This is a genomic window from Pseudomonas sp. GW821-FHT04C07, from assembly GCF_059420325.1.
Window position 1 is genome coordinate 359971 of the sequence record NZ_JBWKTM010000002.1, and the last position, 13117, is coordinate 373087.

Annotated in this window: 11 protein-coding genes; 4 read left to right on the forward strand and 7 right to left on the reverse strand. The window is 59.9% G+C overall.

Annotated features, from left to right (window positions below; all coding sequences use genetic code 11):
* Positions 1 to 210: 210 nt before the first annotated feature.
* On the reverse strand, positions 211 to 567 hold the full coding sequence (locus AC07UI_RS05240) for a hypothetical protein (RefSeq protein WP_494991484.1): 357 nt from the start codon (positions 565 to 567) through the stop codon (positions 211 to 213).
* A 504-nt stretch (positions 568 to 1071) separates the two neighbouring features.
* Here AC07UI_RS05240 and AC07UI_RS05245 point away from each other — a divergent pair.
* A complete protein-coding gene (locus tag AC07UI_RS05245; RefSeq protein WP_494991485.1) occupies positions 1072 to 5994 on the forward strand; it encodes an NAD-glutamate dehydrogenase in 4923 nt (1640 codons plus the stop codon).
* A 180-nt stretch (positions 5995 to 6174) separates the two neighbouring features.
* On the opposite strand, the gene AC07UI_RS05250 is transcribed toward AC07UI_RS05245, so the two are convergent.
* The 3 genes from AC07UI_RS05250 to pdxR all read right to left on the reverse strand — a co-directional run bounded on the left by AC07UI_RS05250 (position 6175) and on the right by pdxR (position 8510).
* Positions 6175 to 6594, reverse strand: a complete 420-nt coding sequence (locus AC07UI_RS05250) for a cupin domain-containing protein (protein ID WP_494991486.1) — start codon at positions 6592 to 6594, stop codon at positions 6175 to 6177.
* A gap of 98 nt (positions 6595 to 6692) precedes the next feature.
* Positions 6693 to 6974 carry an antibiotic biosynthesis monooxygenase family protein gene (locus AC07UI_RS05255; RefSeq protein WP_494991487.1) on the reverse strand — a complete coding sequence of 94 codons (282 nt, stop codon included), beginning with the start codon at positions 6972 to 6974 and terminating at the stop codon, positions 6693 to 6695.
* Positions 6975 to 7076: 102 nt separating this feature from the next.
* A complete protein-coding gene (gene pdxR, locus AC07UI_RS05260) occupies positions 7077 to 8510 on the reverse strand; it encodes a MocR-like pyridoxine biosynthesis transcription factor PdxR (RefSeq protein ID WP_494991488.1) in 1434 nt (477 codons plus the stop codon).
* Positions 8511 to 8701: 191 nt separating this feature from the next.
* On the opposite strand from pdxR, the gene AC07UI_RS05265 reads away from it, so the two are divergent.
* The gene (locus AC07UI_RS05265; protein WP_494991489.1) at positions 8702 to 9142 is read left to right on the forward strand and encodes a carboxymuconolactone decarboxylase family protein; all 441 of its coding nucleotides are present in this window, start codon (positions 8702 to 8704) and stop codon (positions 9140 to 9142) included.
* Positions 9143 to 9175: 33 nt separating this feature from the next.
* Here the strand turns inward: AC07UI_RS05265 and AC07UI_RS05270 are convergent, their stop codons facing one another.
* Entirely contained in the window at positions 9176 to 9868 is a 693-nt protein-coding gene (locus AC07UI_RS05270) for an aspartate/glutamate racemase family protein (RefSeq protein WP_494991490.1), read from the reverse strand.
* An 80-nt stretch (positions 9869 to 9948) separates the two neighbouring features.
* Here AC07UI_RS05270 and AC07UI_RS05275 point away from each other — a divergent pair, with 80 nt between their 5' ends.
* Both AC07UI_RS05275 and AC07UI_RS05280 read left to right on the forward strand, forming a co-directional pair.
* Positions 9949 to 10725, forward strand: coding sequence for a helix-turn-helix domain-containing protein (locus tag AC07UI_RS05275; protein WP_494991491.1), 777 nt, complete (start codon positions 9949 to 9951; stop codon positions 10723 to 10725).
* Between the two features lie 70 nt (positions 10726 to 10795).
* Entirely contained in the window at positions 10796 to 11290 is a 495-nt protein-coding gene (locus AC07UI_RS05280; RefSeq protein ID WP_494991492.1) for a hypothetical protein, read from the forward strand.
* A gap of 114 nt (positions 11291 to 11404) precedes the next feature.
* On the opposite strand, the gene AC07UI_RS05285 is transcribed toward AC07UI_RS05280, so the two are convergent.
* Entirely contained in the window at positions 11405 to 11626 is a 222-nt protein-coding gene (locus AC07UI_RS05285; RefSeq protein ID WP_494991493.1) for a cbb3-type cytochrome c oxidase subunit 3, read from the reverse strand.
* A gap of 15 nt (positions 11627 to 11641) precedes the next feature.
* The gene (gene ccoN, locus AC07UI_RS05290; protein ID WP_494991494.1) at positions 11642 to 13069 is read right to left on the reverse strand and encodes a cytochrome-c oxidase, cbb3-type subunit I; all 1428 of its coding nucleotides are present in this window, start codon (positions 13067 to 13069) and stop codon (positions 11642 to 11644) included.
* Between the last annotated feature and the right edge of the window lie 48 nt (positions 13070 to 13117).

The window sequence follows — 13117 nt, forward strand, 5'->3', positions numbered from 1 at the left end:
GTGGCGACTAACGGCGATCGGGGATTTTTCGGGATTTGTGGGGGTTATGGAGGTTTTTTTGCGCGTATAAGGAGATCTTTCCCACGCTCTGCGTGGGAATGCCGCCATGGACGCTCTGCGTCCGCTTCTGAAGCTGTGACGCGGAGCGTCACGGGATGCATTCCCACGCAGAGCGTGGGAACGATCATTCTTGCGCTTTTTGCCAAAGGCTCAGGCGAGCTGGCTTATATAGGTGCCGGTACCTTTGAGGATGTTTTGCAGGGTTTCTTCAACCTCGGGCAAGTCCATCGCTGCGGTGCTGTGATGGATTTCCAGATGGTCGTCGCCATTGAGCACATCGGCATCGGCGGCGCCGATTTCGATCAGCAGGCGATCGGCGCTGAGGGTGACTTTCAAACCATCGAGTGTGGAAGGTTCGCCATCGAGGGTGAGCTCGACTTCATCCTCGTCGGGGTAGCGAGTCATCAGGAACATCTCGCCCTTGTCACTATGGCAGCAGAGCATTGCCATGTTGTCTTCTTCGTCGTCGCAGGGGTTGGCGATCAAATGGGCGGTGGTCAGTTGCATGGGGCGGTTCCTGGCTCTGGGGGCGCTGTGAAAGCAAGCAAAGTCTAATTCTGCCAGCCCGAAGAATTTTCTGCTGACTTGTGTGTCAGAGCCTGTGCTATGAACGGAGTGAGTCTTATCGGTCACTTCTGGTACGGATGTACTGTAAAACCTGGTTTGAACCAGCGATTTTCCTGCGCAACTGCTAGTGTTGTTCGATGCGCAGCAGCCGAGTTACTTACCGATGACCGAATATGTCGCAGCATCGCAAGCAGTGGCCTTGCCGCACTGGTTAAGCTGCGCAACTGATGGACACCTGTAAAGACATTGCTTGTCTGCCCGGCAGTCGTTTTTGCAGATGCCCATCGAAGGAAGGTGAATGTGACCTGAGTGTCTCGTCCAGCTTCACCCACCTGTCGCCCTGTTTCCTCTGCCCGAGAATCAGGAACCGGGTGACGGACCGCCCCGTAAGGGGTTTTGCACGCGACGCTTCCATCAATAACAAGCCCAAGCGGAGTACCACAGATGGCGTTCTTCACCGCAGCCAGCAAAGCCGACTTCCAGCACCAACTGCAAGCGGCACTGGCGCAGCACATCAGTGAACAGGCACTGCCACAAGTGGCGCTGTTCGCTGAACAATTTTTTGGCATCATTTCCCTGGATGAACTCACCCAGCGTCGGTTGTCTGACCTCGCCGGCTGCACCCTTTCTGCCTGGCGCCTGCTTGAGCGCTTTGACCACGCCCAACCGCAGGTGCGTGTGTACAACCCCGATTACGAACGTCACGGCTGGCAGTCGACCCACACTGCAGTCGAAGTGCTGCACCACGATCTGCCGTTTCTGGTGGACTCGGTGCGCACCGAGCTGAACCGTCGCGGTTACAGCATCCACACGCTGCAGACCACCGTGCTGAGCGTGCGTCGCGGCAGCAAGAACGAGTTGCTGGAAATCCTGCCAAAAGGCACCCAGGGCGAAGGCATCCAGCAAGAATCTCTGATGTACCTGGAGATCGATCGCTGCGCTCATACCGCCGAGCTCAATGTATTGAGCAAAGAGCTGGAGCAGGTTCTCGGCGAAGTCCGCGTTGCGGTCGCCGATTTCGAACCGATGAAAGCCAAGGTCCAGGAGCTGATCGACGGCATCGACAAAAGCAAGTTTGTTATTGATGCAGACGAAAAGAACGAGATCGAGGGTTTCCTCGAATGGCTGGTGGGCAACCACTTCACCTTCCTCGGCTACGAAGAGTTCGTGGTTTGCGATGACCAGAATGGCGGTCATATCGAGTATGACCAGAACTCCTTCCTCGGTCTGACCAAACTGCTGCGCGCCGGCCTCACCGCCGATGACCTGCGCATCGAAGACTACGCCGTGAATTACCTGCGCGAACCGACCGTGCTGTCGTTCGCCAAGGCTGCGCACCCAAGCCGTGTGCACCGTCCGGCTTACCCGGATTATGTGTCGATCCGCCAGATCGATGCCAACGGCAAGGTCATCAAGGAATGCCGTTTCATGGGCCTGTACACCTCCTCGGTGTATGGCGAGAGCGTGCGGGTCATTCCGTACATCCGCCGCAAGGTCGGGGAAATCGAACGTCGTTCCGGTTTCCAGGCCAAGGCTCACCTGGGCAAGGAACTGGCTCAGGTACTCGAAGTACTGCCCCGTGACGACCTGTTCCAGACTCCGGTCGACGAGCTGTTCAGCACCGTGATGTCGATCGTGCAGATCCAGGAACGCAACAAGATCCGCGTGTTCCTGCGCAAAGACCCGTACGGCCGCTTCTGCTATTGCCTGGCTTATGTGCCGCGCGACATCTATTCCACCGAAGTGCGTCAGAAGATCCAGCAAGTGCTGATGGATCGCCTGAAAGCCTCCGATTGCGAGTTCTGGACCTTCTTCTCCGAGTCCGTGCTGGCCCGTGTGCAACTGATTCTGCGGGTCGACCCGAAGAACCGTCTCGACATCGATCCGCTGTTGCTGGAAAAAGAAGTGGTGCAGGCCTGCCGCAGCTGGCAGGACGACTACTCAAGCCTGGTGATCGAAAGCTTCGGCGAAGCCCACGGCACCAACGTGCTGTCCGACTTCCCTAAAGGATTCCCGGCCGGCTACCGCGAGCGCTTCGCTGCGCACTCGGCTGTGGTCGACATGCAACACTTGCTGAGCCTGAGCGAAGCCAACCCGCTGGTCATGAGCTTCTACCAGCCGCTGCTGGGTCAAACCGCCGGTCAGCAACAGTTGCATTGCAAGCTGTATCACGCCGATACCCCGCTGGCACTTTCCGACGTGTTGCCGATCCTGGAAAACCTCGGTCTGCGCGTCCTTGGCGAGTTCCCGTATCGCCTGCGCCACAGCACCGGGCGCGAGTTCTGGATTCATGACTTCGCATTCACCGCCGCTGAAGGCCTGAACCTCGACATCCAGCAGCTCAACGACACGCTGCAGGACGCATTCGTCCACATCGTTCGTGGCGATGCCGAGAACGATGGGTTCAACCGTCTGGTACTGACTGCCGGCCTGCCATGGCGCGACGTGGCGCTGCTGCGTGCATACGCCCGTTACCTGAAGCAGATTCGCCTGGGCTTCGACCTCGGCTACATCGCCAGCACCCTGAACAACCACACCGACATCGCTCGCGAGTTGACCCGGTTGTTCAAGACCCGTTTCTACCTGGCCCGCAAGCTGACCAGCGAAGACCTCGACGACAAGCAGCTGCGTCTGGAACACGCGATCCTGAGCGCGCTGGACGACGTTCAAGTACTGAACGAAGACCGTATCCTGCGTCGCTACCTGGACCTGATCAAGGCAACTCTGCGGACCAACTTCTACCAGACCGATGCCAACGGTCAGAACAAGTCCTACTTCAGCTTCAAGTTCAACCCGCACCTGATTCCGGAACTGCCTAAACCGGTTCCGAAATTCGAAATCTTCGTTTACTCGCCACGGGTTGAAGGCGTGCACCTGCGCTTCGGCAACGTCGCGCGCGGCGGCCTGCGCTGGTCCGATCGTGAAGAAGACTACCGCACTGAAGTGCTGGGTCTGGTAAAAGCCCAACAAGTGAAAAACTCGGTGATCGTACCGGTCGGCGCCAAGGGCGGCTTCCTGCCGCGTCGCCTGCCATTGGGCGGCAGCCGTGATGAAGTCGCGGCAGAAGGCATTGCCTGCTACCGGATCTTCATCTCCGGCCTGCTGGACATCACCGACAACCTGAAAGACGGCGCTCTGGTGCCTCCGGCTAACGTGGTTCGTCACGATAACGATGACCCGTATCTGGTGGTGGCAGCGGACAAGGGCACTGCGACCTTCTCCGACATCGCCAACGGTATTGCCATCGACTACGGTTTCTGGCTCGGTGACGCGTTCGCCTCCGGCGGCTCGGCCGGTTATGACCACAAGAAAATGGGCATCACCGCCAAGGGTGCGTGGGTCGGCGTACAGCGTCACTTCCGTGAGCGCGGTATCAACGTTCAGGAAGACAGCATCACGGTGGTCGGCGTCGGCGACATGGCCGGTGACGTGTTCGGTAACGGCTTGCTGATGTCCGACAAGCTGCAACTGGTCGCAGCCTTCAACCACCTGCACATCTTCATTGACCCCAATCCTGCGCCAGCCAACAGCTTCGCCGAGCGTCAGCGTCTGTTCGATCTGCCGCGTTCGGCCTGGTCAGACTACGACACCAGCATCATGTCCGAAGGCGGCGGGATCTTCTCTCGTAGTGCAAAAAGCATCGCGATTTCCCCGCAGATGAAAGAGCGCTTCGACATCTCGGCCGACAAACTGACTCCGACCGAACTGCTGAACGCCTTGCTCAAGGCACCGGTGGATCTGCTGTGGAACGGCGGTATCGGAACTTACGTCAAGGCCAGTACCGAAAGCCACGCCGATGTCGGCGACAAGGCCAACGACGCGCTGCGCGTGAACGGCAACGAACTGCGCTGCAAAGTCGTGGGCGAGGGCGGTAACCTCGGCATGACCCAACTGGGTCGTGTGGAGTTCGGTCTCAATGGTGGCGGTTCCAACACCGACTTCATCGACAACGCCGGTGGTGTGGACTGCTCCGACCACGAAGTGAACATCAAAATCCTGCTCAACGAAGTTGTGCATGCTGGCGATATGACCGAGAAGCAACGTAACCAGTTGCTTGGCAGCATGACCGATGAAGTCGGCGGCCTGGTCCTGGGCAACAACTACAAGCAGACCCAGGCGCTGTCCCTGGCGGCCCGTCGTGCCTACGTACGGATCGCCGAGTACAAACGCCTGATGAACGACCTTGAAGGCCGCGGCAAGCTGGACCGCGCCATCGAGTTCCTGCCGTCGGAAGAGCAACTCGACGAGCGCGTCGCGGCTGGCCATGGCCTGACCCGTGCCGAGCTGTCGGTGCTGATCTCCTACAGCAAGATCGACCTCAAGGAAGCGCTGCTCAACTCTCTGGTGCCGGATGACGCCTACCTGACTCGCGACATGGAAACCGCATTCCCGCCGACGCTGGTCAGCAAGTTCGCCGAAGCCATGCGCCGTCACCGTCTGAAACGCGAGATCGTCAGCACCCAGATCGCCAACGATCTGGTCAACCACATGGGCATTACCTTCGTTCAGCGCTTGAAAGAGTCCACCGGCATGAGCCCGGCGAATGTTGCGGGTGCCTATGTAATAGTTCGGGATATCTTCCATCTCCCGCACTGGTTCCGGCAGATAGAGGCCCTGGATTACCAGGTTTCGGCGGACGTACAACTGGAGCTGATGGATGAGCTGATGCGTCTGGGCCGTCGGGCTACTCGCTGGTTCCTGCGCAGCCGTCGCAACGAGCAGAATGCTGCCCGTGATGTGGCGCATTTCGGTCCGCATCTGGCGGCGTTGGGTCTCAAGCTCGACGAACTGCTGGAAGGCCCGACCCGCGATGGCTGGCAGACCCGCTACCAGGCCTACGTCGAAGCCGGCGTGCCTGAGTTGCTGGCGCGCATGGTTGCAGGCACCACTCACCTGTACTCCTTGCTGCCGGTCATCGAAGCCTCTGATGTGACCGGTCAGAACCCTGCCGATGTGGCCAAGGCGTTCTTCGCCGTGGGCAGCGCGCTGGACATCACCTGGTACCTGCAACAGATCAGTGCTCTGCCGGTGGAAAACAACTGGCAGGCGCTGGCGCGCGAAGCCTTCCGTGATGACGTCGACTGGCAGCAACGGGCGATCACCATCTCGGTTCTGCAAATGGCCAATGCCCCGCAAGAGGTGGAAGCACGTCTTCAGTTGTGGCTGGAACAGAACCGCACCATGGTCGAGCGCTGGCGCGCCATGCTGGTGGACATCCGTGCCGCCAGCGGCACTGACTACGCCATGTACGCAGTGGCCAACCGCGAACTGCTGGATTTGGCGATGAGCGGTCAAAATGCCGTCGCTAACCGCGAACTGCCGGACCTGGAGATGGACAGTCAAACGGTGGCTGCCGCCACTGCCTGATTGAGTGCTGCATGAAAAAAACCCGCATCGAATGATGCGGGTTTTTTTTCAGCCTGAAAATCATGTGGTGTCTGATTTGACGCCATCGCGAGCAAGCTCGCTCCTACAGGTGGTACGTGTACTCTGTAGGAGCGAGCTTGCTCGCGATGAGGCCCTGACAGACACCACACATTGATGTCCTTATTTTTTCAACGGGGTCAACACTTCATCCTTATCGCCCAGCAACATGAACACCAGCAGTTTGGCAGGTTTGGTCTGGCTGGCATTGGCCGAGACCGGGTGCCTGGAGCCTGCGGCTTCGTACCACGACTCGCCGGCCTTGTAGGTGATGGCTTTTTCGTCGTTGACCTGGGACGTTATTTCACCTTCCAGCACATAAGCCATCGCTGAGCCCGCATGCATATGCGGCGCAGTGGCCTGGCCCGGGGCGTAGTCGACGGTGAGCATCATGGCTTTCTTGCCCGGTGCGTTGGTCAGTTCATGTTCTTGCAGTACGTTGCGTTTTTCCTTGCCATAGACCGGGTCGTGGGCGAAGGCACTGAGCGAGGCCAGCATGGCCAGACCAGCGAAGATCGAGGTCGCGAGCGAGAGGGCTTTCATGGCGGTTCCTTTTATGTCGTCGGGGAGGTGACTCACCCTAAGTCCCAATCCCGGACCGACCAATAGCCAATCCCGGGAAAGAACAGGAGGCCAATGGCTCAGTGATTGAAGTCCAGTCGGCAGGCCAGGCGATTGCCGATCAGCTCGATAAAACCCTGCAACGCCGGCAGTGCGAAGTGCGACTCCATGCATTCGCGGGTCTGCCAATGGCCGTTGACGGTCCACAGGCCAGGAGTGCTCGGGCACTCCTGCACCGCATAATCGAGACAGCCCCGCGCTTCACGCAGGGTGTCGGCAATCCGCGTCAGGTGTAGGCCAAGCTCATCCGAACGACCTTTAGCGGCCTGGATCTGGACGGTATTGATCGCGATGCTGGACATGGCAGGTTCTCCGGGTGACGTGCAGGGGAGTTCGTGAGGAGAAGAGTAGGGCCGGACTCGTTCAACACCCATATCCAATCCGCAGGAAAACCACTGAGCCAATCAGGCGATCTGTTTGAGAATATCCCTGACCTTGTCCAGCGCCGGGTCGATGTCCAGGGTCTCTATCGCTCCGAAGCCGATGATCAGTCCGCTTCTAACCGGTGTGTCGTGGAAGAAACTGTCCAGGGGGTAAAGCCCGACCTCGACTTTCTTCGCCAGCTCGATCAGCAAGGGAACTTCCACTGGCACCTTGCACAGCGCGGCCATGTGGAAACCGGCAATCGATGGCACTACCTCGAACCAGGGCGAAAGATCACCTTGCAGGCGGTTCAGTATTCGTTCCCGGCGCCCGGCGTAGACCGCGTGGCAGCGGCGGATGTGCTTGAGCAGATAGCCCTCGGAAATGAACTTGGCCAGCGCCCATTGCGGCAGGGTCGAGGTGTGGCAGTCGGTCAGTTGTTTGGCCTTGACCACCGCACTGTGGATCGCCGGTGGCAGTACTGCATAACCGAGTCGCAACTCCGGTAGCATGGTTTTCGAGAAGGTTCCGACGTAGGCGACCACGCCCCGGCTATCCATGCTTTGCAGGGAATCGGTGGGCCGGCCCTCATAGCGGAATTCGCTGTCGTAGTCGTCCTCGATCACGATCGCACCCAGCACTCGGGCGCGTTCCAGCAAGGCTTCGCGCCGCGCCGGACTCATTGGCATGCCGAGGGGAAACTGGTGCGACGGGGTGACGTAAATCAGCCTCGCGCCGTCGGGGATCAACTCGACCTGGATACCTTCGGCGTCCACCGGGACACCGACCACCATCGCGCCCTGGGCGGTGAACAGCAACCGTGCCGGGGTGTAGCCGGGGTCTTCCATGGCGACGATGCTGCCCGGTTCGATGACCACCCGGGCAATCAGGTCCAGCGCCTGTTGGGCGCCGTTGCAGACCACAATGTCGTCGTCATGACAGGCCACGCCACGGGAGAACGCGACATGCCCGGCGATGGCACTGCGCAAGGCTGGCAGGCCTTCCGGTTGGCTGTAGAACCCGCCGTTGAGGGCGATTCGGCGTAGCGCGTCCTGAGTGCAGCGCCGCCATTCTTCCTGGGGGAATTGATTGCGCGTAGTCGCGCCGCCGATGAATTCGCAGCGCAAGGTGCCTTCCAGGGTTGGATGGCGCAAGGGCGCGGGCAGGTTCTGCCAGTTTGCCAGGCTTTGTGCGCAGGCCAGGTCCGCCGCGCTTTGCTTGCGCTCGGCCTTGGCCGCCCGGGCATTGACGAAGGTGCCACGGCCGATCTTGCCGATCAGGAAGTTTTCATAGGTCAGCAGCGCGTAGGTGTCGGAGACCGTCTTGCGCGAAACGCCCAGTTGCTCGGCCAGTAAACGACTGGGTGGCAGCTGTGCACCGGCGGCAAGCCGACCGGACTCGATGGCACCGCGCAGTTGCTGGTACAGCTGCTCGGCCAGGTCCTTGCGGCCATTGATGACAACATGAAGTTCCATGGGTGAAGTCCTGAAGGCGGTCGTGTGCAAGGTTACGCGCAACAATACATTTCGTGTAGCCGGGCCACAGGCTACGGCTGCGGGTTTTGGTGCATGGGTGGTCTTTCGAAAAAATCGGCAATTGGATATAGGGCCTTGGCGCCTCGGGTCTTAGGCTTTGACTCACCGCATGTCAGCCTAAGGTCACGCCCATGGAACCTCGTCTGGATTACTACACGGCCTCGCCGCAAGCCCTCAAGGGGATCCTCATGCTCGAGGCGGCGACCTTTGGCCTGTCGATTGAAAAACCGTTGCTGGAACTGATCAGGATTCGCGTCTCGCAGCTCAATCAGTGTTCGTTCTGCACCGACATGCATGCCGTCGAGGCCCGCCGTCAGGGCGAGACCGAACGCAGGTTGTACGCAATCAGCGTCTGGCGTGATTCACCATTCTTCAATGCACGGGAAAAGGCCGCACTGGCCTGGAGCGAGTCGGTGACGTTGCTGCCTGCCTCCAATGTGCCGGACGAGCTGTATACAGCGCTGCGGGCCGAGTTCAGCGAGCGGGAGATGGTCGATTTGACCGTTGCGGTTGCCACCATCAATTGCTGGAACCGGTTGGCGGTGGGATTTCGGCAGCAGCCCAGTGATTAAGGCGCCTGCGTCGTACGCGAACCGCCTCCTGAGTCAATCGCCCAAGGCAAACGCCACGGCTGCCCGGGCGTGTAATTCGGTGGTGTCGAGTAGCGCCAGCGAGCTGTGTTCGGGTTTGATCAGCAGGCCGATTTCAGTGCAGCCGAGGATGATTGCCTGGGCACCGCGTGCGGCCAGGGATTCAATGATCCGTTGATAGGTTTGCCGTGAACGCTCACTGATCACACCGACACACAGCTCGTCGTAGATGATCCGGTGGACCGCGTCGCGCTCGGCGGCTCCTGGCACCAGAACGCTCAGCCCTTGGGCCGCGAGACGATCCTTGAGGAAGTCCTGCTCCATGGTGAACGCGGTCCCGAGCAGGCCGACTGTCAGCGCGCCGGCATCCACCGCGGCCTGCCCGGCCGGGTCGGCAATGTGCAGGAAAGGCACCGATATCGCCGCCTGAATCTGCTCGGCCACCCGGTGCATGGTGTTGGTACAGAGCACGACGCACTCGGCGCCGCCGGCTTCCAGACGGCGCGCCGCGTCCACCAGAATCAGTGCCGCATCGTCCCAGCGCCCGGCATGCTGGGCCTGTTCGACAGGGCCGAAGTCGACGCTGTACATTAACAACTTCGCTGAACGCAGCGGGCCCAGCCGGTCGCGTACTTGCTGGTTGATGATGCGGTAATATTCGGCACTGGACTCCCAGCTCATGCCGCCGATCAGGCCAATGGTGCGCATGCTGTTCTCCTGTTGATGGCAAATTTTTGTCGGAGAGAGTTTCCCGTGGCGCAGCGGTTCGATCTATCAAGAAATTTCACATGCCAGGCCCGCTGAGCCAGACCCTGCTGGGCGGCAAACTCTGCCTGCAACTCTTGCCGCGCGTCGCTTACAGTGCCCGTGATCCGGCACAGTGGCAAACCCTGGGCGTGACCCTTGAGCGTCAGCAAGGGGTACATGCGATCGATTCGGACCGACGGGTGGATTTCGACACCTTGCCCGGTGTGCTGGCCTATACACCGGTGGGTGTGGAAGTGTTTTCCGAGTCGGCCAGTGGCGGTGAATACCTGTTGGCGCGCTGGGATGAGCCGTTTGCTGGCGACGAACCGCTCAATCTCAGACACCGTGTGCAGGTCCCTGGCCATCGCCACGCTCTGGCGCTGGGCCGCGAGCTGCGGCGGTTGTTGCTCGATCCGCAACCCGATCTGCTGGCGCTGGAGGCCTGCGCCCTGAGTTTCGTTGGTTTGCCGTTGGTCCAGGCGCAAAAGCCGGAACGTGTGACGCCAAAAGCGTTAGCTCGGGTACTGGAGCAGATTGCCGGGCAGTACCATCAACCGTTGACGCTGGAGCAGCTGGCTGCCACCTACGGGCATACCGAGCTGCGTTTGCTGCGCGATTTCACCCGGGCGATCGGCAGGACGCCCCACGCCTGGATTGTCGAAGTCCGGGTCCAGGCTGCACGGTGGATGATCGAGCACACAGCGCTACCACTGGCCGCTATCGCGCTGGATGCAGGCTTTGCCCATCAGTCGCACATGGGCAGCGCATTCCGCACGCTGTTGGGGATGACGCCGGCTCAGTACCGTCGGCGGTTTTAGTCATACGCTGCTTGCTGGCATCTGCCATGATCAGAACCTTGAAGTCATGCTTGATCCGAGGAACAACGCAATGGACGACGTAACGCAACTGGGCGAGATGCTTCGCCACTATGCAGAAAGCGAAGCGCACAAGAAGCAGGTGTTCGAGACTCAATCGGCCGAATGGGCGGTGCGCATCGGCGAGCTGTTCGACCATATCGAACAGTGGCTTGAGCCTGTGGAGAGTCCGAACCTGCTTGAAGTCAGTCGCGAAGGCTATGTCGCTTCAGGTCCGAACGTTCCTGTCGAAACCTCTCCCTTCAACACCTGGAAGCTGACGGTGCAGATTACCGGCAAACCGGTGGAATTCGTACCGGAAGCGATGGGTGTCGGTGGCTTGATCTCTGTGGCGGTGATGGGCCTGACGGCCGCACGTTACGGCAGTGTCTCGCTGGTGTGCCAACCGCCGTCGACCGACTGGCAGTGGCGCAAGGCCAACGGTTTGAAAGACCCGGATATCTTTGCTTTTGATGCGAATTTCCTGGCGCAGCAGTTGCAAAGCCTGATTCCCCGGGAACGGGGGTAAGGATCGTTCCCACGCTCTGCGTGGGAATGCCGCCCCGGACGCTCCGCGTCTGCTTTTGGATGTGACGCAGAGCGTCACGGGATGTATTCCCACGCAGAGCGTGGGAACGATCAATCACATGTTTACATTCCCCCAGCCTTCCTTCGCCACTTCAGGCGCCACGGCCTTGATGGTCTTGCCCGTTGCCAATTCCACCCTTCGCGCCACTTCCGGGTCGTCGGCAAAGGGGATCAAACTCGCATCGTCGAGGCTCTCGGCCGACTGATTCCTCAAGCAATACTCCACCGACAGGTACAGACACACCACGGCCAGTACATTCAGTGCGATTTCAATCATCTAAACCTCCTGATCTCAGGCAATTTGCACCTCACTCATGGCCATTTTCAGCTCCGCGACGCGCACTGTGCGCCAGGTGTTGTAGGCCATCAGCAGCATGCCGCTGAGGAAGAACACGCCACCGGCAAAGCGCACAACGAACCCGGGATGGCTGGCTTGCAGTGCCTCGACGAAGGAGTAGGTGAGGGTGCCGTCGTCGTTGATCGCGCGCCACATCAGGCCCTGGGTGATGCCGTTGACCCACATCGAGGCGATGTAGAGTACGGTACCGATGGTCGCCAGCCAGAAGTGCAGGTTGATCAACGCGATGCTGTGCATCTGTAAACGTCCGAAGACTTTCGGGATCATGTGGTACATCGAGCCGAAGGTGATCATCGCCACCCAACCCAGGGCGCCTGCGTGTACGTGGCCGATGGTCCAGTCGGTGTAGTGGGAGAGGGCGTTGACCGTCTTGATGGCCATCATCGGTCCTTCGAAGGTCGACATGCCGTAGAACGCCAGTGACAGCACCAAAAAGCGCAGGATCGGGTCGGTACGCAATTTATGCCAGGCGCCGGAGAGGGTCATCATGCCGTTGATCATCCCGCCCCAGCTCGGTGCCAGCAGGATTAGCGACATGGCCATGCCCAGCGACTGCGCCCAGTCCGGCAGCGCGGTGTAGTGCAAGTGATGCGGGCCGGCCCAGATGTACAGGGTGATCAGCGCCCAGAAGTGCACGATGGACAAACGGTACGAATACACCGGCCGACCGACCTGTTTGGGCACGAAGTAGTACATCATCCCCAGAAAACCGGTGGTCAGGAAGAAACCCACGGCGTTATGCCCGTACCACCACTGGACCATCGCGTCGGTGGCGCCGGAGTACACCGGGTAAGACTTGAACCAGCCCACCGGGATCGACAGGTGATTGACCACATGCAGCATGGCGATTACCACAATGAACGCACCGAAGAACCAGTTGCCGACGTAGATGTGCTTCGTTTTGCGTTGCACCACGGTGGTGAAGAACACAATGGCGTAGGCGACCCAGACCACTGTCATCCACACCGCGCCCGAGAATTCGATCTCGGCGTATTCCTTAGTGGTGGTGTAGCCCAGCGGCAAGGTGATCAGCATGATCGTGACCACCGACTGCCAGCCCCAGAAGGTGAAGGCGGCGAGCTTGTCGGAGTACAGCCGCACCTGGCAGGTGCGCTGTACCGCGTAATAACTGGCGGCGAACTGCGCGCTGCCGGCAAAGCCGAAAATCACCAGGCTGGTGTGCAGCGGCCGCAAGCGACCGAAAGTGGTCCAGGGCAGGTCCAGATTCATTTGCGGCCAGACCAGTTGCGAGGCGATCCATACGCCCATCGCCATTCCGATCACGCCCCACACCACCGTTGCCACGACAAATTGGCGGACGACCCTGTAGTTATAAGCCTGTCCGTTTGCTGCTGTGCTCATGGTCAATTCTTCCACGGTTGCAAAGTCTTGCCAGGCCACCCGGTCTGG

Excerpts from the sequence above, each read along its gene's own strand:
- AC07UI_RS05275 (WP_494991491.1), top strand. The coding sequence starts at position 9,949 with ATGCCAGGCCCGCTGAGCCAGACCCTGCTGGGCGGCAAACTCTGCCTG.
- pdxR (WP_494991488.1), bottom strand. The coding sequence starts at position 8,510 with ATGGAACTTCATGTTGTCATCAATGGCCGCAAGGACCTGGCCGAGCAG.
- AC07UI_RS05240 (WP_494991484.1), bottom strand. The coding sequence starts at position 567 with ATGCAACTGACCACCGCCCATTTGATCGCCAACCCCTGCGACGACGAA.
- ccoN (WP_494991494.1), bottom strand. The coding sequence starts at position 13,069 with ATGAGCACAGCAGCAAACGGACAGGCTTATAACTACAGGGTCGTCCGC.
- AC07UI_RS05245 (WP_494991485.1), top strand. The coding sequence starts at position 1,072 with ATGGCGTTCTTCACCGCAGCCAGCAAAGCCGACTTCCAGCACCAACTG.
- AC07UI_RS05255 (WP_494991487.1), bottom strand. The coding sequence starts at position 6,974 with ATGTCCAGCATCGCGATCAATACCGTCCAGATCCAGGCCGCTAAAGGT.
- AC07UI_RS05285 (WP_494991493.1), bottom strand. The coding sequence starts at position 11,626 with ATGATTGAAATCGCACTGAATGTACTGGCCGTGGTGTGTCTGTACCTG.
- AC07UI_RS05280 (WP_494991492.1), top strand. The coding sequence starts at position 10,796 with ATGGACGACGTAACGCAACTGGGCGAGATGCTTCGCCACTATGCAGAA.
- AC07UI_RS05270 (WP_494991490.1), bottom strand. The coding sequence starts at position 9,868 with ATGCGCACCATTGGCCTGATCGGCGGCATGAGCTGGGAGTCCAGTGCC.
- AC07UI_RS05250 (WP_494991486.1), bottom strand. The coding sequence starts at position 6,594 with ATGAAAGCCCTCTCGCTCGCGACCTCGATCTTCGCTGGTCTGGCCATG.
- AC07UI_RS05265 (WP_494991489.1), top strand. The coding sequence starts at position 8,702 with ATGGAACCTCGTCTGGATTACTACACGGCCTCGCCGCAAGCCCTCAAG.